This is a genomic window from Sphingobium sp. B2D3A, assembly GCF_025961795.1.
Taxonomy (GTDB): domain Bacteria; phylum Pseudomonadota; class Alphaproteobacteria; order Sphingomonadales; family Sphingomonadaceae; genus Sphingobium.
Window position 1 is genome coordinate 1,881,488 of the sequence record NZ_JAOQOI010000001.1, and the last position, 23,409, is coordinate 1,904,896.

Genomic DNA, 23,409 nt, shown 5'->3' on the forward strand with positions numbered 1-23,409 from the left:
GCGTGAACCGCCCGCCGCCCCGTGAACGTGTTCCCGTTCCGACGACTATCCGCGAACTTTTTTCCCATACCTACCAGTCCACTAATGGCCCATTAGCCGCCGGCATTTATCGCCTTTTTTCTTTCCCGATCTTACCTTTGAGCACCTTCGCGCCGTCGCGGAGGAAATCGAGATGGTCGGACCAGTGCTGCATCATCTTGACGCGCTCGTCCCAATATTCGCCTCGGGCGTAGGCTCGACGGACGGCGTTGTTGTCGCAGTGGGCAAGCTGCCGCTCGATCGCGTCAGGATGCCATAGGCCCATCTCGTTCAAAAGCGTCGCCGCCATTGCCCGGCAGCCGTGGCCGGTCATCTCGTCCTGAGCGAAGCCCATGCGACGCAGCGCCGCGTTGATCGTGTTCTCCGACATCGGCCGATCCACTGACCGCAGGGAGGGGAACAGGAAACGGCTATACTCCGCGTCGTGCTCGATGGTTTTGAGGATGGCGAGCGCTTGGTGGGAGAGGGGGACGGTATGCGCCCGCCGCATCTTGGTCTTGTGCGGCGGGATCGTCCAAAGCGCCTTGTCGAAATCAAAGTCGCTCCATTCGGCATGGCGCAGCTCGCCGGGCCGCACGAACACATGCGGCAAGAGCCGCAGCGCCGCCTTTGTGTTGGGATGCCCTTCGAACGCCTCGATGGCGCGGAGCAAGCCGCCTGCTTCCTTGGGGCCGGTGATCGCGGCGCGGTGGACCGGCTTGGGGGCGATCAGCGCGCCGCGCAGGTCGGCGGCAACGTCGCGTTCGGCGCGGGCCGTGGCGATGGCGTAGCGGAACACTTGGCTGCATGTGCTGCGTAGCCGCTTGGCCGTCTCGTACTTGCCCTTGCCCTCCATCTTGCGCAGCATGATCAGCAGCTCCTGCGCGGAGATCGCGGCGATAGGGCGCTTGCCGATCGACTCATTGATGAAGTCGAGCAGCCAGCGCAGCTTCTTCATCGTGACCGCCGAACGGCCTTCCTTCTCGGCCTTGGTCAGCCATTCGTCGGCGACCGCCTTGAAGCTGTTGGATGCCGTCACGGTCGCGGCCATGCGTTCCAGCTTGATCTGCTCGGCCGGATCGTCGCCCCGCGCCAGCACCTTGCGCGCGGCATCGCGCCGCTCGCGGGCGTCGGCAAGGCTGGTGTCGGGCCAGGTGCCGAATGCCAGAGTCTTCTGCTTGCCGAGATGGCGATAGTTCATCCGCCAGCAGCGGCCGCCCGAGGGCGTCACCAGCAGATAGAGGCCGTCGCTGTCGGCTAGCTTGTAGGGCTTGGCGCGACTCTTGGCGCTTTTGAGCGCGAGGGCGGTCAGGGCCATGATGGTATCTCCCGATCCGGGGCCGGCGAGCTACCATCGAACATACCATCAAAATGTTGGTATCTGGTGGTATCCAGCCGATCCGATCGGGATGCTTATACCACGAAAAAATCCCAGAAAGCAGCCATTTATGGCATCTTCTGGCACCCTCTGGGAGGGCTTGTTGGTGACCCCTACGGGAATCGAACCCGTGTTTCAGCCGTGAAAGGGCCGCGTCCTAACCGCTAGACGAAGGGGCCATCCATGTCGGTCCGTTGCGGAGCCGTCATCAGGTCCGGCGCCTATGCCGTGGGATGGCCGGAGTGGCAACCCCAAAAAGGCGGACCGGTTCACAGAAAATGCGTCTTCCCCCGCGCGGCTTAAGCCGGGGAGGGAGCGATAGCGTGGCTGGAAGAAAAATCCCTGGTGGAGCTGAGCGGGATCGAACCGCTGACCTCGTCATTGCGAACGACGCGCTCTCCCAACTGAGCTACAGCCCCCAGGGAGGGCTGCCTATAGGCAAGGCCCGCGCCGATTGCAATCGGGTTTTGCGTGTTGGTGGCGGGTCGCGTCTCGATAGCGACCTGAGTGTCGGATAGCACCGAAATCGCCGGTTCGCGCACCGCCAGTTGGCAGGCATGGAGGCGCGCTGCCGCGTCCCCGAGCCTTCCCGTCTGTATCGTCGGCAGGTTTAGTTGTCGAAACCTACGGAGAGGAAATCCGGCATGGGGCCGTTCCATCCGTCATCCGGCTCCTGATCCGCGCGATTGCGTTGCTGCGGGGCCTTGGGACGCTCAGCGTCAGACCGTGCATCCTGACGCCGTGGCTGGGGCTGGCGATCTTCACGCGCAGGGCGCGCATCCTCACGGGCGGGGCGTGCCTCGCGAGCTGGCGATTCGGTTTCACGATCACCCTTGGCGTCGGCGCCACGCTCGCGCCGAGCCGGTGCCTTCGCCGGACGCTTGGATGCGCCTTTCGCGCCACCGCGACGATCGCGTCCGCGCCCTTCGTCCTCACCATCGTCGACGGCCTGCGTGCCCATGTCGAGGCGCGGGATTTTCGTGCCGATCAGCTTCTCGATATTTTCGACAGCTTCGGCATCGCTGTTGGTGATGAAGGTGAACGCCTTACCGGTCGCGCCGGCACGGCCAGTGCGGCCGATGCGGTGCACATAATCGTCCGGATGCCAGGGTGCATCGAAGTTGAAGACGTGACTGACGCCTTTGATATCGAGCCCGCGCGCGGCAACGTCGGAGGCGACCAGCAGGTTGATCTCGCCGGACTTGAAGCGATCCAGCTCCGCGATGCGCGCGGCCTGATCGATATCGCCGTGGATTTCGCCAGACCGAAAGCCGTGGCGCTTGAGGCTTTTGTTCAGCTCCCGCACCATCGTCTTGCGATTGCAGAAGATGATCGCGCTCTCGGCGCTCTCGCTCCGGAGCAGCGAGCGCAGCGTCTCGCGCTTGGCCCGCTCGGCGACGGGCACGAGCATCTGCGTGATGTTGGCGCTGGCGGTTGCCGGCCGCGCTACCTCGATGGACTTGGGATTGCTCAGGAAGCGATCCGAAAGCTTCTTGATCGGCGGCGGCATCGTCGCCGAGAACAGCAGCGTCTGCCGGTTCGCGGGCAGCTTGGTGCAGATGTTCTCGATATCGGGGATGAATCCCATGTCGAGCATCCGGTCCGCTTCGTCGATGACCAGCAGCGAACAGCCGGTCAGCAGGATGTTGCCCCGCTCGAACAGGTCCATCAGGCGACCAGGCGTCGCGATCAGCACGTCGACGCCCTTTTCGAGCGCCTTGATCTGGTCGCCCATCGAGACGCCACCGATGAGCAACGCCATCGAGAGCTTGTGGTATTTGCCGTATTTCTCGAAATTCTCGGCGACCTGCGCCGCGAGTTCGCGCGTCGGCTCGAGAATGAGGCTGCGCGGCATCCGGGCGCGGCTGCGGCCCTGAGCCAGAATGTCGATCATCGGGAGGACGAAACTGGCCGTCTTGCCGGTGCCGGTCTGCGCGATACCGATGATGTCCCGCATCATCAGGACGGAGGGAATTGCCTGCGCTTGAATCGGAGTCGGCTCTGAATACCCCGCCTCGCCGACGGCTTGCAGCAATTCGTTCGAAAGGCCGAGATCGGCAAAGGGCATCAGAATTCCGTGAATAGAGGGCGCGTGACTCTTGTGGATCACACGGGCAACCGCTTGCGCCATGATGAAGGCGGGCGCGGATGTCAAGATTTTCTAGGGATGCGGGCGCTCTTCGAGGCTTTGTCACGGCCCGCGTCTGCGCGACCCTGGCCTGTCCGAGGCGAAGGAGGGGATCTGGCACCACCGGGCTAGCAGCATCTAAAATAGCCTGATGGTGCCAGATCTGCCCGTTAAACGAGCCATAGACGGGTTCGTTCCGGCCTTCGAAAACTTTCTCGCTTAATTTGGCAGAGAATGGTTTTCGCTTATTAACCCTCTGAAGAATCGTCTGATTCTTCAGTGTCTTGCTGCGCGCGCCATGCGAGATATCCCACCGTCGCAGCGGTCAGTCCGACGGCAACGAGCAGGGCGGGGTGGCGGCGGACGAACCGGGCGGCCGGCGAAGCCGCGAGCCCTGAGGGTTTCATGCCGGGCACATGATCGCGCACATTCTCAACGAGGGATTTCGAGCCCTTCGAAACCTTGCGCGCTGTGTCCTTCCCCAACCGGGATGCCCGGCGGCCGGCCTCGTCCGCCAGCGTTGTTGCCCTGGCAAGACCACGCTCGGCAATATCCTCCGCGCGGGAGCGAAGCGTTATGATCACGTCGCGGCCGTCTTCCAGAGGCGTGGAACGGTTTGTGCGAATGTGCATGCTTAACTCCTCGTGATAACCTTCCTGAACCCAACGGTGGTTCGGACGGATGGTTCCTGTTCGCCGCGCGGGCACGGGATCAGCAAAGAAGAGAAGAGATAATGTGGGGTGGTTGACCGGTTTCCGCACTTTGGGGGGTGAGGAGGAGCGGAAACCGGTCAAGTGACGCTGACATTATCGGGGGCAGACTAATGTCAATGCTGATCCTCAAATGCACCTGAATCGCGTTGGTTCCCGAGGTTTGCAAAAATAAATTTCTTGTGGGGAACCCTGTCGAAACCGTACATTCCGCGTACTTTTGGTGCTCCACCGCGTCATGCGGTGTTCTTGGTTGTGGGCGCTGGCTGAAATGCAGGAGACACGTTCATATGGCTCTATCCGACCTTATCGCGCGGCAACTTCCTTATCTGCGGCGATATGCTCGAATTCTGACGGGGTCTCAGTCGCTGGGTGACAGTTTCGTGCGGGAGCTTCTGGAGGCGGCGTTGGCCGATTCCAGCCTGCGCGAGCAAATCTCCACATCGCGTACCGGGCTGTTCAGTGCCTTCTCGCGCATTTACGCTTCCGCCGGTGCTGAGCTGTCGATGAGCGGCGGCCTTGGTTCGGATGAGGGAACGGCTGCCAGCAATCGGCTGGAACTGGTCACGCCGCTGGCACGTCAGGCGCTGCTGCTGAACGCCGTGGAAGATTTTTCGGAAAGCGAGATCGCTGAGATTCTCGACTGCCCCGAGGACGACGTTCGCGAAATGATCGACAGCGCGCTGGCGGATATCGATTCCAGCAGCCGTCTGAATGTGCTGATCATCGAGGATGAGCCGCTCATCGCCTTCCAGATCGAGGAGATCGTGACCTCCATCGGCCATGTCGCGGTGGGCACCGCTGCGACGCACGCGCAGGCGGTAGCGCTGTTCGATCAGCACCGGCCGGATCTCGTGCTGGCCGATATTCAGCTGGCGGACGGCAGTTCGGGGATCGATGCGGTCAATGAGATCCTGGGCAAGTTCTCGGTCCCGGTGATCTTCATCACCGCCTTCCCGGAACGCCTGCTCACCGGCGAACGCCCCGAGCCGACCTATCTGATCACCAAGCCGTTTAGCGACGACTTCGTTCGCGCGACGATCGGGCAGGTTGCGTTCTTCGGGTCCACGGCGCCGCTGCGTTAAGCGGCGCCATCCTTCCTGCGCAACTGGAACGATTTCGGTTTGCGCAGGGGGATGTCGAACGTGCACATGAGGCCGCTCGACAAAAAGTCGATGCGGATCGGCGTTCCCAGCTCGTGGGCCAAAGCTCGCTCGATCAGGTTCAAGCCAAAGCCGCGCTTGACCGGCTCGACGACCGGCGGACCGCCGCGCTCTTCCCATGATACCGAGATCTTCTCGTCGCCCACCGACCAGTGCAGATGCACTTCGCCCTGATCGGCGGACAAGGCGCCATATCGTGTCGCGTTGGTGAGCAGTTCGTGCAGTGCCAGGCCGATGGACAGCGCGTCGTTGGGCGAGATCAGCACATTGGGGCCATCGGACACGATGCGACCGCGGGCGTGGCCATGCGATCCCAATTGCGTCTCGATCAACGCCTTAAGGTCCGTTGGCCCCCATTGCGCGCCATCCAGCAATGAGTGGCTGGCAGCCAGCGCGCGCACCCGCTCCATCAGATTGTCGGCAAAGCTATTGATGTCGGTCGCGTTTCGACGGGTGAGGGCGATGATTGACGTGACGTTGGAGAGCGAGTTCTTCACCCGGTGGTTGAGTTCGCGCACGAAGGCGGCGCGTTCCGCCTCGCGCTCGGCCTGCGCATTGACGAGCGCGACGAGATCCTCGTTGCGGCGCTGCACGAGCAGGATGTAGGCGAGCAGCAGCATCGAAAAGGAGACGCCGCCGACCAGCACGACCAGTGTGAGGGGGTAGAGCCAGTGCTCGCCGGCCGGATAGAAGCGCACGGACCATTGCTGGTCGAACAGGGAAAAACGCTGCTCAAGCGGCCTTTCCACTCGCTCGCTGTCGCCGGCTGCAAAGATGCGCTCCTGCCCATCCGGGGTGGTATCGAAAATCTCGATCCTGCCGGTTTCCAGCAGGGACGGTTTCACGGCAGCGCGAATGAATTCCTCGACCCGAATGGCGCCATAGATGAAGCCATTGACTGGGCCCTCATCATTCTGCGCGACCGGGAGCAGAACGACGATGCCGGTGTTGTGGTCGGCATTCTCGTCGACCTTCAGCTTGACCGGGTCTGTTGCGGCCATCGAGCGGGTGCGCAGAGCCCGGTCGATGGCAGCAGCGCGCCGTGCGTCGCTGTGAATATCGAAGCCGAGAACGCGGCGATTGGCCAAGGAATTGGGCTCGACGATGGTGATGATATACATCGGCTGCTTGGATTGCGCGGGGGCCGGGTTGACGGCAAAGTTCTCATATCCCGCTTCCCGCATTCTTGAGGTCAATTCCGGCAATTCCGCGGCGGTGGTGTGGCGCGCCCAGCCAATGGCCACGACACCCGTAAAATCATAATCCTGGCGGAGGCGGGTGATGAAGTCGCGAAAGAACTCGGGGCTGACCCCGTCTGCGCTGAGAAAGAGTGCGCTGGTGGCCTGGAAATAGGCGGAACTGGCGGCTGCCTGCCGCTGCAGAGCGGCCACGATCTCCCCGGCCTGCATGACGGCGGCCGCTCGCCGCGTCCGCTCGGACGCGACTTCGACGGACCAGGCACTGGCCCCAACAAGCGTGAGCGAAAACAGGAAGACCCCGATCGGCGTCGCCCGGGGATACTCTCTTAACCAGCTATCGAAGCGTCGCTTGGCACGTTTGCCAATATCCCAATTCACCATGAACCCAAATTACCAAAGAGGTGCCAAAGCGCCGTGATCCGTTAGATCGGAACTCTTTCCCCTTGGGATCGTTCCCCCACTCGTACGCCCCCAGCGGAGATCAGTGATGGCGAATAGCGCCCTGAATGCAAAACCGAAAGATGCGGCCTTCAACACCGGGATCGATCGGCAGAATGTCGATGCGATTGCCGACAAGCTTGCCGATGCTCTGGCTGACAGTTTCTCGCTGTATCTCAAGACGCTGGGTGTACATTGGAACATCGTCGGGCCGAGCTTCTTTGGTCTGCACAAGCTGACCGAAGCCCAATATGAGGATCTGGCGCTGGCCATCGACGCGCTGGCGGAGCGCATTCGGGCGCTTGGCCACATCGCTCCTGCAGCCTTTGGCGACTACGCCGAGCGCAGCGTGGTGGAGAGCAGCAAGACGGTCCAGTCCTCCGCCGAGATGATTGATGCGCTGATCAAGGATAACGAAGCGGTCGCCCGGCGTCTTCGTGAGGCTGTCGCGGTCGCCGAAGAAGGCGACGATGTCTTTAGTGCAGACATGTTGACAGCTCGCATCGGAAAGCATGAGGAAAATGTCTGGATGTTGCGCGCTGTCGCGGCGTGAGCTGCGCTCCGGAACGCACATCAGTCACTTTACGAGGGGGCGGGAATTGGATTTCAGAGGTTTTGGGAACGGTTGTGCAGTCACATCTCAACAATTCTATATTCTGCGAGGCAAGTAGGGGCATGTCCAGCACGCCTGAAAAGCCCGGAAAGAACTCCGTGCAGCGCAGTGGTCGCGCAAAACCCGTTTGGGCCGAAGGCTTGAGGCGGATGTACGATGAAGTCGTCGACGAGCAACTGCCGGACGATTTCGTGGCGCTCCTCAAGAAGCTGGATAAAAGCGGTGACAGCCAGTAACATCCCGAAAAATTATGATTTTCGTACGGAGATGACCGGCGTTCTTCCGCACCTTCGCGCTTTCGCGAGAGGCTTGTGCGGTCGCCCGGACTATGCCGACGACCTCGTTCAGGAGACGATGCTCAAGGCTTGGGCCGCGCGGGATTCCTTCCAGCCCGGCACCAGCATGCGCAGTTGGACATTCGTCATTCTGCGCAACGTCTATCTGAGCGAAGCGCGACGCAACCGGTTCCGCGGCGATTATGATCCCGACCTTGCCGAAAAGCTCCTGAGCCAGCCCGCGGGGCAGGAAGATGGCCTGCACATGGGCGATCTTCGGGCCGCAATGATGCGCCTGTCGCCCGAACGTCGCGAGGCTTTGCTGCTCGTCGGGGCGGGTGGCTTCAGCTATGAGGAAGCCGCGGACATCGCCCAATGTGCGGTCGGCACGATGAAAAGCCGCGTCGCCCGCGCTCGCCGAAGCCTGGAAGACATGCTGGGCGACGAGGGTGAGAAGGGCGGGCGCTCGAAGAGCCGCGCCGTCTCCCACACGGAAATGCTGGCGGATCTCGACAAGGTCGCCAGCCTTTAACCTCGAAACAAGCGTAAAGACCCGCACTTGGTTCGGTCCATCGCAACGCTGTGGATCGCCTCGGGCGGGTGCGCATAGTCATCCCGTCAATCCTTGCTAACAGGCTCGCCCTTGTCGCCACGCCCCCACGCCGTTCTTCTGGTCGAAGATAATCCGATCATCGCGATGAATACCGAAGCCCTGCTCGAAGACCTGGGCATCACGGATGTGCGGGTGGCCGCCAACCTCGCCGAGGCGCTGGCATTCGTGAACGAGGTCGCGTTCGATTTCGGGCTGCTCGATATCAAGCTAGGCGATGAGGAAGACAGCCTTCCCGTCGCGGCGCGTCTCGCGGACAGGGGCATCCCGTTCGCCTTCGCCACCGGCGCGGGTGACGCCATGGACGGGGCGGAGCATCGGAACGCGGTCGCCATTCTCAAGAAGCCCTATCGCCTCGAAGACTTGCGGCGCGTGATCGAGGCGCAATTGGGCCTGTAACTTGTGTAAAGTTACGGCCGCACGATCGGCCCATGTCGCGCCCTGCACTCCATTCAAGATGACGGCCTTTGTCAACTATCCGTTCAGCAAGAACGGAACGAATTCCTCAGACAATTGTTTTGCCTTCAACATCACTGAGGGAGACGGAATATGGGCCTTATCATTCTTCTTATTGTCGGTGGCATTGTTGGTTGGCTTGCCAGCCTGATCATGCGCACCGATGCCCAGCAGGGCATTTTGCTGAATATCGTGGTCGGTATTGTCGGTGCGGTTCTTGCCGGCTTCCTGCTGTCGCCGATCCTCGGCGCCGCCCCGATCACGTCGGGCGTGATCAATCTGACCTCGATCATCGTTTCGCTGCTTGGCGCCATTGTGCTGCTCGCGATCGTCAATCTGGTTCGTCGCGGTTCGGTACGGTAAATAGACTGAGATGAACGCGAAAAAGGCTCCGGGTCTTCGATCCGGCGCCTCTTTCGTTGCCTGTTATGCTGCGGTAAGGGCGCTCTTGCGGGCCCGGCTCGCAGCCTTGCGGTTCGCCGCCTGCAGATTGGCGAGAAAGTCGGGAAGCGCCACCGGGCGACCGATATGATAGCCCTGGATGATGTCGCATTCCATCGCGGCCAGTGCCTGCAGGACGTTCTCGTCCTCCACGCCCTCGGCAACCACCTGCATGTCGAGTTCATGGGCCAGCTTGATGGTGGAATTGATCAGCACCGCATCGCTGCGGCTGGTGAGGATTTGCCGCACGAAGCTCTGATCGATCTTGAGTTCCGAGGCTGGCAAGCGCTTGAGATAGGACAGGGTCGATTGGCCGGTGCCATAGTCATCGATGGAGATATGCACGCCCATCGCCCGGAGCGACTCGAGTTCGGCGATGCCCTGTTCGTCCGCCATGCTGGCCGATTCTGTAATCTCCAGCGTAAGATTTTCGGCAGGCATTCCGTAGGTATCCAGCAGCAGGCGAAGCGGCGCCTCCAGCTTGTTCTTGCCGACCATGCGCATCGAGAGATTGACTGCGACCGAGAGATTGAGCGGCGCGAAGTCGGCAATGGCGCGTTCGAGCACATAGAGCGTCAGCCGCTCGATCCGCCCCGCGTCCTCGATGGCGCGGACGAACCGGTCCGGCCGGATGAAGCCGCGCTCGGGGTGGATCCAGCGGATCAGCGCTTCGGCGCTGGTGATGCGATTGCCGTGCAGGTCCAGCTTGGGCTGATAGGCAACCCACACATCGCCGCGGCGCAATGCCTGCTCGAACTCGTTGAGGATGGAGAGCTTCCAGAACAGCTCGTCCTCCTCGGTCTCGTAGCGCTCCCACAGTATGCCGCGATTGGTAGCGTTGGTCGCCGCGAGGACTGCCTTGGGAATGGCTTCGGACACGCTCATGTCCGGCTTGTCGCAGAAGCCGGCGTGCAAGGTGATGTCGACCGTGAGCTGTTCGACCTGAACCCCCGGCGCGAACAGCGCTTCCAGACCCTCGAGACTGTCGACCACCTGAGGCACATCCTCCCGGCTCCGCCAGGCAAAGCTGTGATTGTCGATCTGGTAGATCCGCTCGTGGCCTGCGGCGAGGATGAGGCGGTCGCGGATTTTGGCGAGCAGCGTGCCCTGCGCCGCCAGGCCAAGCAGCGCCGTCGTCTCCACATAATTGCGCAGGCTGACAACGATCGTCACGCCTTCTTCGCCCTCGTTGAGAACCATGGCGGCCAGATTGGGGAGCCCCGCTTCGGCCGACTTGGTGCTGCGATCCAGCAAGGCCTGCGCGACACTGAGGAGCGACTGTGCGACCAGCGCCGCGACCAGCGTAAGGATCGCCGGGCCGACATCCGGCCGCCAGAGCGTCAGATGTTCCGTGTAAATCTGCGCGGGCACCAGCCCTATGGTCCCGGCCAGATAGAGCGGATAGCGAAAGCGGGGCTTGAGCAGGAAGGAGAGGCCGATCAGCGCCAGCGCGAGCACCATAGCCGGCCACGGCCCGACCTCGACCGGCAGTCCGGCGATCAGCGTCTCTGCTGCGGCGGCAAAGACATAAAGGCTGGAGAGCTTCTCATGATAAGGGACATTGAACTGGTCGCCGAAGCCGAAGGCGTCGATGCCGACCAGGACCTTCTTGCCCTTGAAAAAGTCCTTGGGGAATTTGCCCGCCAGCACGTCCGAATAGGAGATATGGTCGATCTGGTTCCACCAATAGGACCAGTCGATGGGGAAGGAGCCTTCACCCGGATAGTTGGTGCCGGCAAGCGCCTGGGAAATATCGCGCAATTCCGTACCCAGGACCGGAGCATTGAGCACCAGTCGCCGATAATATTGGTCGGGATCGCTATGCAGCCACACGTTGACGGGCGTGACGTAGGGCAGCAACGCCTCCGTCGGCAGCGCCTCGTAGGTTGCCCGCCCATTGGAGCGATTTTCCAGCAGCGCGGCCAGATAGACATCGGCCTTCGAGGCTGCGAGCGCCTTGATGAGCCGGTCGTCCTGCGCCGGGTCCGCTGCGGGTTGGTCGAAAATGATATTGGAGACGATGCGCTCGGCGCCTGCGCGATTCAAGGCATCGATCAGCTCGCCATGGCGCCCGCGCGGCCAGGGCCAAGTGCCCAGCGCCTTGATGCTGGGCGTGTCGATCTTAACGATAACCAGCTCGCCGCTCGGCTTCTTGGGGAAGTGCTGGTAGCGCTCGGTGCGGGTCAAATTGTCCAGCGACGTGCCGGCGCCACTCATCATCACGATCATGCCAATGAGGCATGCCGCGGCGAGGATGAGGCTGCGAGCCGACCGGGTCAGTCTCGCAAGGAGGCGCAATCGCAACATTGGTCCACACTCGGGCGGTTCAGTCGCCAGTGGACGTCAATGTCAGGAAACTATGAACAAGTTGTTCACAAGAGATGGAAAGGCTTGTGTGAGGGGCAGGCAGGGAGGTGCGGCAGCGGTCTTCGATAGCTTGGGCCGACTGTTCGTCGCGACGCGCTAGCGCACCGTCTGCGATATGAAACCTGCGTTATGCTTGCTCTAGCCTGTCGTCGACCGCGGCTGACTATCGCTCGTAACCACCCCGTTCTCCACCCTGATCACCCTGTCGGCGGCGGCAATCGTCTCCGGCCGATGGGCGATAATGAGCCGGGTGATGCCCAATGCAGCCACGGCGCGATTAACCATGGCCTCATGCTCCAGGTCGAGATGGGCAGTGCCTTCATCGAGTAGCAGCAGCGCCGGCTGACGGTAGAGCGCGCGGGCAAGGAAGATGCGCTGTTTCTGTCCGCCAGACAGGGTTGAGCCCATATCCCCGACCAGCGTCTCGGTCCGCATCGGCATCGCCTCGATGTCCTCGAGAATGGCGGCGGCTTTGAGGCAATCCCGCAGGCGATCAGAGTCGATCTCCCCAAATGCCGCGACATTATTGGCGATGGACCCGGCATAGAGCACGTCGTCCTGCAGCACCGCAGCGACATGCTGGCGAAAGGCGCGGCGGCCGAACTGCGGCAGTGGCTGGCTGTCGATCAGCACCTCCCCCTTGGTCGGATCGATCAGCCCGAGGATGATCTTGGCAAGCGTCGTCTTGCCGCTGCCGGAAGCGCCGGTGATCGCGACATGATCGCCCGGCTCGATGACGAGATCGACGCCCCGCAGCACCGGCGGATCGTGCGGGCCATAGGAGAAATGCACATCGCGCAGTTCTATCCGGCCGGAGAAGTCGGCATGGTTGAGCGGTTCGGCAAAGCCTGCGTCCTCCTCGCTCTGCACAATGTCCGCGAGCTGATCGAGGTGGAGTTCGAGCAGGCGAAGCTTGACACCTTCATCCAGAAGGGACTGGCCGGCCTGCACAAATTGCGTGCGAAAGGCGAGATAGGCGAACAGGGTGCCGAGCGTGAGGGCGCCATCCATATTGGCGCGTACGGCGACGAAAATCACGATCACCAGTTCCAGCGCAGGGATCATCGTCTTGGCGGTCTCGTGCCAGGCCTTGACGCGCTCGTGCTGGTAGCGCGCGCCGAGCGCCTCGGTCAGGCGGTTCTGCCAGTAGCTGTGGCGCATCGCTTCGCGGCCGGCGAGGCGCAGCGTGACCATGCCGCGCAATGTCTCGATGAGCGTCCCCTGTTCGCGGGCGAGGGCCTTCACATATTCCGCCTCACGCTGCTTCTCGCGCGCGAGCAAGGCCAGCCGAACGCCTGAATAAAGGATGAGGCCGACCAGCGTGATCGGCGCGAGTTCGGGCGCGATCAGGAACATCATCACCAGGGTGAGGACGGAGAGCGTGCCATCGATCAGCGCGAGCGGCGCGCTTTCGATCAGGAAGCGCTGGATCGGCAGCACCGATTGCACACGGGTGAGGATGTCTCCCACCTTGCGCTTCTCGAACCAGGCGATGGGCAGGCGGAAAAGATGGCGGACGATGTTGGACGTAATGCCGAAGGAGAGCAGGGCGCCCGAGGACAGCAGCACATATTTTCGCAGCAGCGCGGCGCCGGCGCCGATGAGGGCGAGCGCGCCGAACCCCAGCGCGAGTGTCAACAACAGGCCGCCATCCTGTGCCGGCAAAACCTCATCGACAGCGGTGCGCAGATAGAAAGGGCTGGCGAGAATGAAGGCCTGCATGACGATCGAGAGGATGACCGTCTGCGCAAAGGTGCGGCGGGCGCCGGTCATGCCGCTCCAGAGATCCCGAAAGCGCAGCCGCCGTCTGGCCCGGACGGACTGGAAGTCTTGGGACGGGCGCAGTTCCAGCGCGACACCGCTGAAATGGCGTCCAAGCTCGTCAAACTTGTACCAACGCGCGATGCCGACCGGGTCGACGACATAGGCACGGCCCGGCTCGACCCGTTCGAGCACGACGAAGTGATTGAGATCCCAATGCAGAATGGCGGGGAGATGGAGCAGATGCAGCCCGGGCAGATCGAGCTTTAGCGGGCGCGCCAGCAACTGCATGTCGTCTGCGGTCTGCATCAGTTGACGCAGGGTCATGCCGCGCGCGCTCACGCCGAAGCGCTGGCGCAGGGCATTGAGGTCAAGCTCATGTCCGTGCCAGTTGGCGATCATCGCCAGCGAGGCGAGGCCGCATTCCGCTGCCTCGGTTTGCAGGATCGGGCGCATGCGCCGCCGACCCACAAGCTTTGCGATCAGGGCGCTCATCTATTGCTCGTTGCGGGAAAGCACGGGGCCGAACAGCCAGCGCCACAGGCGGACACGTTCGACGAGAATGGTCGCCGTGACAGGTTGCCCGTCAATTGCCGTGACCCTGCCGTTGCGTGGCTCAGCGCCTTGCGTCGTCAGTTGAATCTCGACCGGGACCGATATGTTGCCCGGCTCCATGTGTGTCGCGACCGCCGTGATGGTGCCGCTCAGCGCCATAGCGTCTGCGCCCGCAAGCGACACCCGCGCCTGCTGGCCCTGATGAACATCATCGATCTGTGCGAGCGGGACGGTCACGCGGGCCGTCCATCGGGAGGATGCGTTGGACCGGGCGGGGGCAATCGCATTCGACATGTGCAGGCTTCCCTCGGCCTTGATGGTGAGGCTGAAGCTGCCGAATGCAAGACAGGCGCCGCCAGCACAAACAAGGCCAAGCAGCAGCCAGCCGATTGCCTGCCAGCGCAATGGCGGAACCAGAAAGATGTCCCCATGCAGTCGGTTGTGATGATCGAGTGCTTGTCGCCTGAAGAGTGGCATCCGGTCCCCCCGGGCGGCTTTTAGGATGCTCTCATGACCCGAGGCGATGAAAAAATGCCGTGTCAGGTCATGGCAAAGAAAAACCGGGCGGACGATCGCATTTTCGTGCGCGCCCACCCGGCCATAGGATCAATCTGATCGTGGCGACCAGAAGCGACTGACAAATCAGCCGCGAATGCCACCGCTCGATTCGTGGCTCGGATCACCGCCCGCAACCAGATCGATTTCCTGCTCGCTGAGTTCTTCAACGATCACTTCGTTTACCATCGACGACTCCTGTATTTGGTCGGATCACCCGACCTCGAGGACAATAAACTATGGTTAACAAGACGTAAACCAAGTTTACCTTTTTGCACTTAAGGAGCCGCTTGCGTGGCAATTCCACTAAAAATCACAGAAATTTAGATACTTAACAGAATTTTGACGGGCCTCGCTAATCGACGGCCGTCTCACGGTGAAACAGAGGCGGCGCTCGCGGCCGATTTCATGATTCGTTCTATCGCCTTGGCCTATGCAGGGCGCCGCCGGGCGCTATGTTGTGGCTGCAAGAGGAGAGAGGCCTGATGACCCAAGCAACGCTGGACGAGCGCGGACAAGGCTTCGCGGACGAAGCCCAGCGCGGTGCCAATGTCATCGCGCGCCTCCGCCAAGCCTTGGGCGCTGATATCGTGAAGGATCGGACGGACGGCGATTTCGCGCGCCATGTCTCTGATTTCACGAATGTCATGCCGGCGGACATTCCGCTCCCCGGCATCGCCTATCCGCGCACGACCGAGCAGGTCTCGCAGATCATGGCGATCTGCAATGAGGAGCGCTGGCCGGTCGTGCCACAGGGCGGCTTGACCAGCCTGTGCGCAGGCGGCCTCGCGGATCGACCCTGCTTGTTGCTGTCGCTCGAACGAATGCGGGGCATCGAGGAACTGGACGAGGCTGGCCGCACGATGACCGTGCAGGCGGGAACGGTGCTGGAGACCGTTCAACGCGCCGCCGACGAGGCCGGCTTCCTGTTCCCGCTCGATCTTGGCGGACGCGGAACGGCGCAGGTCGGCGGCAATGCGGCCACCAATGCTGGCGGCAACCGCGTGCTGCGCTATGGCATGATGCGCGATCTCATTCTGGGTGTGGAAGCGGTGCTGCCGGATGGCACGATCATCTCGTCGCTCAATGTGATGATTAAGAACAACGCTGGTTACGATCTCAAGCATCTCTTCATCGGCAGCGAGGGCACGCTTGGTGTCATCACCCGGCTGGTGCTGAGGATGTTCCCCAAGCCGCGCAGCGCCTGCACCGCCGTGGTGGCGGTCGACGATTATGCGGCCACGCTGGAGTTGCTCAAACAATGCAATTCGGCGTTCGCGAGCACCTTGTCCGCCTTTGAGGTGATGTGGCCGGATTTCTACCAGATCGGCACGACGGCGCTCGGCCGCCAGCCGCCCTTGCCGCACGGTTACAGCGTCTATGCGCTGGTCGAGGTGCTTGGGACCGACCCGGAACGCGATCCCGAGCGGTTCGAGGAAGTGCTGGGCGGCATGATCGAATCTGGCCTGGTCAAGGATGCCGTCATCGCCCAGTCGGACAAGCAGCGGCAGGAGATCTGGGCGGTGCGCGATTGCCCTGGCGAGTGGCACAAGGGCGTGCACTGGCCGCAAGTGGCCTTCGATGTGAGCCTGCCGACGCGCAAGATCGGCGATTTCATCCCTTATGTACGCAATCTGCTGCTGGAGCGCTGGCCGGACTGCGTGACCGTTTTCTTCGGCCACCTCGCTGATTCCAACCTCCACCTCTCTGCGCGCGTCCCCCGCGACCCGATGCCCGAGCATGAGATGGAGGCGCTGGTTTACAAGGCGGTCGGGGAATGGGGCGGCTCGATCACCGCCGAGCATGGCATCGGCAGCATCAAGCGCGACTTTCTCCACCACTGCCGTACACCAGAGGAACTGGCGCTGATGCGCACGCTCAAGCGCGCGATGGACCCGAACAATATTCTCAACCCGGGCAAGGTGATCTGAAGCGCTGGCTCGGCTCGGGCGCCTTTGCGATTCCTTAAAGGGAGAAGCCCAGTCTATAGGCCCGTTGAGGGCCGGAGCGAGTCGCGGCTGATCATCCATTATCCAGTCGAGAAGGACCGCAGCCGATGGTAAGCCCAACCCCCGCCGGTCATGCTCTGCTCGATGCGTTCGATGTCATCCGGATTATCAATCTTCCCCATCGGGCCGACCGGCGCCGCGAGATGGCCGCGCAGTTCAGGCGTCTGGGGCTGGACCTCGATCATCCGAAAATCGCGTTCTTCACGGCGAAGCGCTTTTCGGATGCCGCAGGGTTTCCGACGCCGGGAACGCGAGGGTGCTTCGATAGCCATATGAGCGTGTTGCGGGAGGCGGCGGAGGCGGGGCATCGATCCGTTCTGGTGCTGGAGGATGACTTCGATTTCCATGACCGGATCGAGACGGTTCTGCCGGCCGCTCTGGCCAAGCTGGGCGAGGTGGAATGGGACATCTTTTTCGGCAGCCTTCTGCCGGGGCAATATGAAGCGACCGAGCGCCCGCTTGAGCTGATCCCACCCGGCAAAGGGCTCGCCGGATGCCATTTCTACGCGGTGCGTGGAGACACGATCGGTTTTGCCGCTCACTATTTGGCAGCGATGCTGGAGCGCCCCGCAGGCGGGCGGCATCCGGATGGCGAGCCGATGCATTATGATGGGGCGCTGTCTGTCCTGCGCAACCGCCATCCGGAACTGCGCACCTATGTCGCCAACCCTGACCTTGGGCACCAGCGCCTCTCGCGCACGGACATCCACGATGTTCGCTTTTATGACCGCCTGCCGGTCCTGCGTACCTTCGCATCGTTACTGCGCCGGGCGATCCGCCTGAGCGGGCGGACCCGGCAAATGGGGCGCAAGTCCGTTTAAACCGCAGGGGTGGGGCGATCCTCCCTGCAACAGGCCTGGTAAATGGCCTTGGCGAGCTGGTGCTCGCCAAACGGTTTGCTCAGGCGATGAATCTGCCCTTCTGGCAACACCAGCCCCTCGCCATATCCGCTTGCGATGATGATCGGCATGTCGCTCTGCACGGCGGTAATGGCCGCGGCGAGGTCCGTCCCGGTCATGCCGGGCATGGCTTGATCCGTGATGACCAAGTCGAAGCCGCCATCCTTGAATTTTGAAAGGGCATGAGCGCCGTTGACTGCGCTGACGACCTCGTGCCCCAGATCCTCCAGCAGCGCGACCGTGTTCATCAAAACCAGTGCATCGTCATCCACCGCTAGGACACGACATTTGGCTTGCGGCGGCAGCGGCGGTTCCTTCGCAGCGGGCGTGGTGGCCTGTGACTGCTCGGCGGCCTGCGGCAGCCACAATTGCGCCGATGTCCCCTTGCCCGGCGCGCTGGTGAGCGTGAACGCGCCACCGATCTGGCGCGCAAAGCCATGGATCATGGGGAGGCCAAGGCCCGTGCCCTTACCGACGCCCTTCGTCGTGAAAAAGGGTTCGGTCGCGCGCCTGAGCGTCTCGGCATCCATGCCGATGCCGCTGTCCACCACGGTCAGGACCACATAATGCCCCGCCTCCAGATCGGAGATCTCGTTGCTCCGCACGGTCTGGCGGTTCGCCTTGATGATGATCGCGCCACCGTCCGGCATGGCATCGCGCGCGTTCACGGCGAGGTTGAGGATGGCCATTTCGAGTTGATTGGCGTCGGCTTTCACCGCCTGCAGTCCGAGTGGAATGATCATGCTGACGGGCCATTCTGGCCCGATGGTGCGCTGGACCAGTTCGGTCATGCCGCGCAGCAGTTCGGGAATATGCACTCGGCCGATGGACAGCTCCTGCCGCCGTGCAAAGGCGAGCATGCGCTGTGTGAGCGTCGCGCCCCGATCGACGGCCTGCATGGCATTGTCGAGCAGGCGTTGCGTCTCGGCCTGTTCCGGAATGCGTCTGCGCAGCAGGATGAGGCTGCTGTTGATCGCCATCAGCAGATTGTTGAAATCATGCGCCACGCCGCCGGTGAGCTGGCCAAGCGCTTCCATCTTCTGAGCCTGGCCCAGCGCCTCGCGCGCTTCGTCCAGCGCGCGCTGGGCTGCCTCCCGCTCCGTGACGTCGCGGGTGATCTTGGCGAAGCCCACCAGCGCCCCCGTCTCATCGCGCAGCGCCTCGATGACGACGCTCGCGCGGAAGCGTTCGCCGCCCTTGCGGACGCGCCAGCCCTCCGCCGTGAAACGACCGTCCGACCGCGCGGTCTCCAAGGCGCGTTGCGGCTCGCCGGCCGTGCGATCTTCTTCCTGATAGAATTGCGAGAAATGCTGCCCGAGCACCTCGTCCTTGCGATAGCCCTTGATCCGCTCCGCACCGGCATTCCAGCTGGAAACCATGCCCTCAGGGTCCAGCATGTAGATGGCGTAATCGGTGACGGACTGGACGAGCAGGGCGAACTGTTCTTCGCTTTTACGCAGCGCCTGCTCTGCGAGTTTGCGCTCGGTAAGATCACGGGTGATCCCGGCATAGCCGATCAGCGCGCCGTGTGCGTCGCGAACCGGATCGATGACGACGTGGGCCCAGAAGCGCGAGCCATCCTTGCGTAGTCGCCAGCCCTCGGATTCGTGCTTGCCCTGCGTCGCGGCGATCTCCAGCGCGCGCGCCGGCATGCCCTTTTCCACGTCTTCGGCTGTGTAGAAGCGCGAAAAATGCACGCCGATAATGTCTTCCGGCCGGAAGCCCTTGAGCTTTTGCGCGCCTGCGTTCCAGTTCGTGATGTGGCCCGTGCGATCCAGCATGCACATGGCATAATCGGTGATGCTTTCGACCAACTGCCGATAGCTCTCCAACGATGCTGCCCTGAGGTCTTCGGATGCCTGCACGTCTCGAACCCGCCGTCTATTCCCAGTTATGCGCCACAACGCGCGAGCATCGACCCCTGTTCCTTCATTTCTGGGCGCAAGTCGAGCGTGGGGCACGCAAGACAATTGCATCCGGCGGTTCCGCAAGGCAGAGGGGAGCCGCGCCGCCGCAAGCATTTGGTCTGATCATTGCCATCCGGCCTCATGCGAGCGCGCGACACTGGTCTTGAGAGAGAGAACTGGAGGAACGCCATGGAGTTTAGCCGCAACAATCCGATGACGGGCGAGGTCGCATCCTCGGCGACTGCGATGAAGGCCGCCGATATCGCGCCGATCGCCGCCAAGGCCGCGGAAGGGTTCCAGAGCTGGTCGGTCATGGGGCCGAATGCGCGCCGCGCTGTGCTGATGAAAGCCGCCTCGGCACTGGAATCGAAGAAGGATGCCTTCGTCGAAGCGATGATGGGCGAGATCGGTGCGACGGCGGGCTGGGCGATGTTCAACCTCGGCCTGGCTGCCAGCATGATCCGTGAGGCTGCCGCGCTCACCACCCAGATCAATGGCGAGGTCATCCCCTCGGACAAGCCCGGCTGCCTCTCCATGGCGCTGCGTGAGCCGGTTGGCGTCATCCTCGGCATCGCGCCGTGGAACGCGCCGATCATCCTCGGGGTGCGCGCCATCGCCGTGCCGCTCGCCTGCGGCAATAGCGTCATTCTCAAGGCCTCCGAATCCTGCCCGCGCACCCATGCGCTCATCATCGAGGCCTTTGCTGAAGCCGGCTTCCCCGAGGGCGTGGTGAACGTCGTCACCAACGCGCCGGAAGACGCGGCCGATGTCGTCGGCGCGCTCATCGATGCGCCGCAGGTCCGCCGTATCAACTTCACCGGCTCCACCGCCGTCGGCAAGATCATCGCCAAGCGCGCTGCCGAGCATTTGAAGCCCGTTCTGCTCGAGCTGGGCGGCAAGGCACCGCTGGTCATTCTGGAAGATGCCGATCTCGATGAAGCGGTGAAGGCCGCGGCCTTCGGCGCGTTCATGAATCAGGGCCAGATCTGCATGTCCACCGAGCGGATCATCGTGGTCGATGCTGTTGCCGACGCCTTCGCCGCCAAGTTCAAGGAGAAGGTCGCCTCCATGCCCGTGGGCGATCCGCGTCAGGGCAACACCCCGCTCGGCGCGGTGGTGGACGCCAAGACCGTGGCGCATTGTCAGAGCCTGATCGAGGACGCGCTGGCCAAGGGCGCGACCCAGCTCACCGGCGGCGAGACGACGCACAATGTGCTCATGCCCGCCCATGTCATCGACAAGGTGACGCAGGACATGAAGCTGTTCCGCGATGAGAGCTTCGGGCCGGTCGTCGGCATCATTCGCGCCCGCGACACCGAGCATGCGGTCGAACTGGCCAACGACACCGAATATGGCCTCTCGGCGTCGGTGTTCACCAAGGATATCGCCAAGGGCCTCGGCATCGCGCGGCGCATTCAGTCCGGCATTTGCCATGTCAACGGCCCGACCGTGCATGACGAAGCACAGATGCCCTTCGGCGGCGTCAAGGGTTCGGGCTATGGCCGCTTCGGCGGCAAGGCCGGCATCGACAGCTTCACCGAGCTGCGCTGGGTAACGGTGGAAACCCAGCCGGGCCATTTCCCGATCTGATCGGGGTGCGATCATAGCGCCAAGGAGCCCGCGCCTTCCGAGAGGGAGGGGCGGGCTTCTTTCGTTTGGCTTACCGTTTTCATTCCCGTTCGTGTCGAGCGAAGGCGAGACACCAAGACCTGTGAGAGCCGTGTCTCTACTTCGCTCGACACGAACGGCGGGCTTTGTGCTGTGGAATGCCGCGCCGGTCCTGCTTCTTTCAGTGCTCCTGCGCAGGCAGGAGCCCAGGGCCCAGCCGCAGTGGCCTTGCGCCCTGGGTTCCTGCCTTCGCAGGAACACGGCAAGGTTCAGCAACAACGTTAAGCCAGTGCTCCTGCGCAGGCAGGATCGCAGGGCTCAGCCGCCCGACCATCGCGTCCTACTTCTGACCGCCGCCACCCCGCAGCAGCCGGCATACGATTGATCCCACCACATTGCCACTGCGCCCCCACGACGGTACAGCGCTCCCCTCGGGCAGATGAGGCGTCGGCGCGGGACGCCTGGGTTAGGCCCGCACGGAAAGGGCAATATTCTCGATGACGCACGACCATGTTTTGATCGCCGGTGGCGGCATTGGTGGCCTCGTCCTGGCGCTCACGCTTCATCAGATCGGTGTGCCTTGCACAGTGTTCGAGAGCGTGCGCGAGTTGAAGCCGCTCGGCGTGGGCATCAACATCCAGCCCAATGCCATTCGCGAGCTGGAAGACCTCGGCATAAGCGAGGCGGATCTGGACCAGGTCGGCATTCCGGCGCGGGAATGGGCGCTGGTCGGGCTGAATGGCCGCGAGATTTATTCCGAGCCGCGCGGCAAGGTCGCCGGCTATGACTGGCATCAATATGCCGTCCACCGGGGCGCCTTCCACCTGATGCTCTGCCGCAAGGTGGTTGAGCGGCTCGGCCCGGAGGCTCTGAAGCTTGGCCATAAGGTGACCGGCTATCGCAAGCGGGCGGAGGGTGGCGTCACCGCGCTGGTCGATCTCGCCGGCGGCGGCAAGGTCGAGGTCGATGGCACCCTGCTGTTCGGAGCCGACGGCATCCATTCCAGCGTCCGCGCACAGATGCACCCGGATCAGCCGCCGATCCACTGGGGCGGCACGATCATGTGGCGCGGCACCGCGCGCGGCGTGCCGATCCGCACCGGCTCGTCCTTCGTGGGCCTTGGCACCAGCCGCCACCGCGTGGTGATCTACCCCATCTCGCATCCCGACGAGGAGGGGCTGGCCGATATCAATTGGATCGCCGAGAAGACCTACGATACCGATCATGACTGGCGCAAATCCGGCTGGTTCCGCCCGGTCGAACTCGCCGAATTCGCGCATGAGTTCGACGGGTTCGTCTATGACTGGCTGAACCTGCCGGAGCTGCTGGCCAAGTCGGATGTCGCTTACGAAAATCCGATGATCGACCGCGATCCGCTGCCCACCTGGGTCGATGGTCCCGTCGCGCTGATGGGCGATGCCGCGCATCCCATGTATCCGACCGGCTCAAACGGCGCATCGCAGGCCATCGTCGATGCGCGGGTGATCGGCCGTGAATTGCTGGCGCATGGCGTAACGCCGGCCGCGCTGCGCGCCTTTGACGAGAAGCTCTGCGGTCCCATCGGGCAGGTCGCCATGCGCAATCGCGGCTCCGGCCCCTTCGGGCTGCTGGAACTGGTGGAGGAGCGCTGCGGCGGTGCGTTTGAGGACATTGAGGATGTGTTGCCGGCAGCCGAGCGCTCTGCCTTCATGCTCGCCTATCAGCAGGCGGCTGGCTTCGCGCGCGATACGCTCAACGCCGCGCCGCCCACCATTGAGCCGGGCGCGCTGGTCGCAGAGGTCGCAGCATGACGCTGCCCGCGCCGGGCCTCTCGCACGTCTGCGATTTCGAGATCCGGCTCGATCCTCCGCATGAGATGGGCATCACACCGGCTGGCACACGGCGGATCATCCCGGTGGTCGGCGGCACGGTGACAGGGCCGTTGCTCAATGGCACGCTGCTGAACGTCGGCGCGGACTGGCAAACCGTGCAACCCGGCGGCGTGGCGCAACTCGATGCCCGCTATGCCATGGAAACGCACGACGGCGCGGTCATCGAGATCGTGGGCGTCGGCATCCGCCATGCCTCGCCCGAGGTCGCGGCCCGCATCGCGTCCGGCGAACAGGTGACGCCGTCCGACTATTACATGCGATCTTTTATTCGGCTGGAGACGGGCCATGGGGGGTACGACTGGGTAAACCGCGCCCTGTTTGTCGCGACAGGCGGCAAGGTCGGCCCGACGGTGCGGCTTTCGGTTTATAGGATCGACTGAGCGGAGAGCACTCTCTGTTTCGATACTGATCGAGGCGTGAGGAAAGGGGCGTGCGCGGTTCGTCGCAT

Annotated in this window: 19 protein-coding genes and 2 tRNA genes; 11 read left to right on the top strand and 10 right to left on the bottom strand. The window is 62.9% G+C overall.

The window, feature by feature from the left end:
* Nucleotides 1-106: 106 nt before the first annotated feature.
* The 5 genes from M2337_RS08710 to M2337_RS08730 form a co-directional block, all read right to left on the bottom strand.
* Nucleotides 107-1,336: a tyrosine-type recombinase/integrase gene (locus M2337_RS08710; protein ID WP_264569904.1), complete on the bottom strand. Its 1,230-nt coding sequence runs from the start codon at nt 1,334-1,336 to the stop codon at nt 107-109.
* 164 nt (nt 1,337-1,500) lie between these two features.
* Nucleotides 1,501-1,575, bottom strand: a tRNA-Glu gene (locus M2337_RS08715).
* 164 nt (nt 1,576-1,739) lie between these two features.
* Nucleotides 1,740-1,815, bottom strand: a tRNA-Ala gene (locus M2337_RS08720).
* A gap of 191 nt (nt 1,816-2,006) precedes the next feature.
* On the bottom strand, nt 2,007-3,464 hold the full coding sequence (locus tag M2337_RS08725; RefSeq protein WP_264569905.1) for a DEAD/DEAH box helicase: 1,458 nt from the start codon (nt 3,462-3,464) through the stop codon (nt 2,007-2,009).
* A 308-nt stretch (nt 3,465-3,772) separates the two neighbouring features.
* A complete protein-coding gene (locus tag M2337_RS08730) occupies nt 3,773-4,318 on the bottom strand; it encodes a hypothetical protein (RefSeq protein ID WP_264569906.1) in 546 nt (181 codons plus the stop codon).
* Nucleotides 4,319-4,524: 206 nt separating this feature from the next.
* Here M2337_RS08730 and M2337_RS08735 point away from each other — a divergent pair, with 206 nt between their 5' ends.
* Nucleotides 4,525-5,319: a response regulator gene (locus M2337_RS08735; RefSeq protein WP_181559218.1), complete on the top strand. Its 795-nt coding sequence runs from the start codon at nt 4,525-4,527 to the stop codon at nt 5,317-5,319.
* Here M2337_RS08735 and M2337_RS08740 read toward each other — a convergent pair.
* A complete protein-coding gene (locus tag M2337_RS08740; protein WP_264569907.1) occupies nt 5,316-6,977 on the bottom strand; it encodes a CHASE domain-containing protein in 1,662 nt (553 codons plus the stop codon). The two genes, M2337_RS08735 and M2337_RS08740, sit on opposite strands and share 4 nt — an antisense overlap.
* A gap of 106 nt (nt 6,978-7,083) precedes the next feature.
* Here M2337_RS08740 and M2337_RS08745 point away from each other — a divergent pair, with 106 nt between their 5' ends.
* The 5 genes from M2337_RS08745 to M2337_RS08765 all read left to right on the top strand — a co-directional run bounded on the left by M2337_RS08745 (nt 7,084) and on the right by M2337_RS08765 (nt 9,351).
* Entirely contained in the window at nt 7,084-7,587 is a 504-nt protein-coding gene (locus M2337_RS08745) for a Dps family protein (protein WP_264569908.1), read from the top strand.
* 122 nt (nt 7,588-7,709) lie between these two features.
* Nucleotides 7,710-7,883: a NepR family anti-sigma factor gene (locus tag M2337_RS08750; protein WP_264569909.1), complete on the top strand. Its 174-nt coding sequence runs from the start codon at nt 7,710-7,712 to the stop codon at nt 7,881-7,883.
* A gap of 31 nt (nt 7,884-7,914) precedes the next feature.
* Nucleotides 7,915-8,454 carry a sigma-70 family RNA polymerase sigma factor gene (locus M2337_RS08755; RefSeq protein ID WP_264572220.1) on the top strand — a complete coding sequence of 180 codons (540 nt, stop codon included), beginning with the start codon at nt 7,915-7,917 and terminating at the stop codon, nt 8,452-8,454.
* 111 nt (nt 8,455-8,565) lie between these two features.
* A complete protein-coding gene (locus M2337_RS08760) occupies nt 8,566-8,931 on the top strand; it encodes a response regulator (RefSeq protein WP_264569910.1) in 366 nt (121 codons plus the stop codon).
* Nucleotides 8,932-9,081: 150 nt separating this feature from the next.
* On the top strand, nt 9,082-9,351 hold the full coding sequence (locus M2337_RS08765) for a GlsB/YeaQ/YmgE family stress response membrane protein (protein WP_181559224.1): 270 nt from the start codon (nt 9,082-9,084) through the stop codon (nt 9,349-9,351).
* A 63-nt stretch (nt 9,352-9,414) separates the two neighbouring features.
* Here M2337_RS08765 and M2337_RS08770 read toward each other — a convergent pair whose 3' ends face one another.
* From M2337_RS08770 to M2337_RS08780, 3 genes are all read right to left on the bottom strand, one after another.
* On the bottom strand, nt 9,415-11,658 hold the full coding sequence (locus M2337_RS08770; protein WP_264569911.1) for an EAL domain-containing protein: 2,244 nt from the start codon (nt 11,656-11,658) through the stop codon (nt 9,415-9,417).
* A 276-nt stretch (nt 11,659-11,934) separates the two neighbouring features.
* Nucleotides 11,935-14,052 (bottom strand): peptidase domain-containing ABC transporter, encoded by a 2,118-nt coding sequence (locus M2337_RS08775; protein WP_264569912.1) that lies wholly within the window; start codon nt 14,050-14,052, stop codon nt 11,935-11,937.
* Nucleotides 14,053-14,706: an HlyD family secretion protein gene (locus M2337_RS08780; RefSeq protein WP_264569913.1), complete on the bottom strand. Its 654-nt coding sequence runs from the start codon at nt 14,704-14,706 to the stop codon at nt 14,053-14,055.
* A 446-nt stretch (nt 14,707-15,152) separates the two neighbouring features.
* Between M2337_RS08780 and M2337_RS08785 the strand changes: the two genes are divergently transcribed.
* Together M2337_RS08785 and M2337_RS08790 are read left to right on the top strand one after the other, a co-directional pair.
* Complete coding sequence (locus M2337_RS08785) at nt 15,153-16,598, top strand: FAD-binding oxidoreductase (protein ID WP_264569914.1); 1,446 nt, start codon at nt 15,153-15,155, stop codon at nt 16,596-16,598.
* Nucleotides 16,599-16,723: 125 nt separating this feature from the next.
* A complete protein-coding gene (locus tag M2337_RS08790) occupies nt 16,724-17,497 on the top strand; it encodes a glycosyltransferase family 25 protein (RefSeq protein WP_264569915.1) in 774 nt (257 codons plus the stop codon).
* On the opposite strand, the gene M2337_RS08795 is transcribed toward M2337_RS08790, so the two are convergent.
* Nucleotides 17,494-19,440, bottom strand: a complete 1,947-nt coding sequence (locus M2337_RS08795) for a PAS domain-containing sensor histidine kinase (protein ID WP_264569916.1) — start codon at nt 19,438-19,440, stop codon at nt 17,494-17,496. The genes M2337_RS08790 and M2337_RS08795 overlap by 4 nt on opposite strands.
* Before the next feature lie 231 nt (nt 19,441-19,671).
* On the opposite strand from M2337_RS08795, the gene M2337_RS08800 reads away from it, so the two are divergent.
* The 3 genes from M2337_RS08800 (at nt 19,672) to M2337_RS08810 (ending at nt 23,341) form a co-directional block, all read left to right on the top strand.
* A complete protein-coding gene (locus M2337_RS08800; protein WP_264569917.1) occupies nt 19,672-21,072 on the top strand; it encodes an aldehyde dehydrogenase in 1,401 nt (466 codons plus the stop codon).
* 515 nt (nt 21,073-21,587) lie between these two features.
* Nucleotides 21,588-22,880, top strand: coding sequence for a flavin-dependent oxidoreductase (locus M2337_RS08805; protein ID WP_264569918.1), 1,293 nt, complete (start codon nt 21,588-21,590; stop codon nt 22,878-22,880).
* Nucleotides 22,877-23,341, top strand: coding sequence for a DUF3237 domain-containing protein (locus M2337_RS08810; protein ID WP_264569919.1), 465 nt, complete (start codon nt 22,877-22,879; stop codon nt 23,339-23,341). The genes M2337_RS08805 and M2337_RS08810 overlap by 4 nt, the downstream gene beginning before the upstream one ends.
* The last annotated feature ends 68 nt before the right edge of the window (nt 23,342-23,409 follow it).

What these genes read in the sequence shown, in the direction of transcription:
- M2337_RS08765 (WP_181559224.1), top strand. Translation starts at nt 9,082, where the DNA reads ATGGGCCTTATCATTCTTCTTATTGTCGGTGGCATTGTTGGTTGGCTT.
- M2337_RS08770 (WP_264569911.1), bottom strand. Translation starts at nt 11,658, where the DNA reads ATGATCGTGATGATGAGTGGCGCCGGCACGTCGCTGGACAATTTGACC.
- M2337_RS08790 (WP_264569915.1), top strand. Translation starts at nt 16,724, where the DNA reads ATGGTAAGCCCAACCCCCGCCGGTCATGCTCTGCTCGATGCGTTCGAT.
- M2337_RS08745 (WP_264569908.1), top strand. Translation starts at nt 7,084, where the DNA reads ATGGCGAATAGCGCCCTGAATGCAAAACCGAAAGATGCGGCCTTCAAC.
- M2337_RS08785 (WP_264569914.1), top strand. Translation starts at nt 15,153, where the DNA reads ATGACCCAAGCAACGCTGGACGAGCGCGGACAAGGCTTCGCGGACGAA.
- M2337_RS08710 (WP_264569904.1), bottom strand. Translation starts at nt 1,336, where the DNA reads ATGGCCCTGACCGCCCTCGCGCTCAAAAGCGCCAAGAGTCGCGCCAAG.
- M2337_RS08755 (WP_264572220.1), top strand. Translation starts at nt 7,915, where the DNA reads ATGACCGGCGTTCTTCCGCACCTTCGCGCTTTCGCGAGAGGCTTGTGC.
- M2337_RS08735 (WP_181559218.1), top strand. Translation starts at nt 4,525, where the DNA reads ATGGCTCTATCCGACCTTATCGCGCGGCAACTTCCTTATCTGCGGCGA.
- M2337_RS08800 (WP_264569917.1), top strand. Translation starts at nt 19,672, where the DNA reads ATGGAGTTTAGCCGCAACAATCCGATGACGGGCGAGGTCGCATCCTCG.
- M2337_RS08740 (WP_264569907.1), bottom strand. Translation starts at nt 6,977, where the DNA reads ATGGTGAATTGGGATATTGGCAAACGTGCCAAGCGACGCTTCGATAGC.
- M2337_RS08805 (WP_264569918.1), top strand. Translation starts at nt 21,588, where the DNA reads ATGACGCACGACCATGTTTTGATCGCCGGTGGCGGCATTGGTGGCCTC.
- M2337_RS08810 (WP_264569919.1), top strand. Translation starts at nt 22,877, where the DNA reads ATGACGCTGCCCGCGCCGGGCCTCTCGCACGTCTGCGATTTCGAGATC.
- M2337_RS08775 (WP_264569912.1), bottom strand. Translation starts at nt 14,052, where the DNA reads ATGAGCGCCCTGATCGCAAAGCTTGTGGGTCGGCGGCGCATGCGCCCG.
- M2337_RS08750 (WP_264569909.1), top strand. Translation starts at nt 7,710, where the DNA reads ATGTCCAGCACGCCTGAAAAGCCCGGAAAGAACTCCGTGCAGCGCAGT.
- M2337_RS08725 (WP_264569905.1), bottom strand. Translation starts at nt 3,464, where the DNA reads ATGCCCTTTGCCGATCTCGGCCTTTCGAACGAATTGCTGCAAGCCGTC.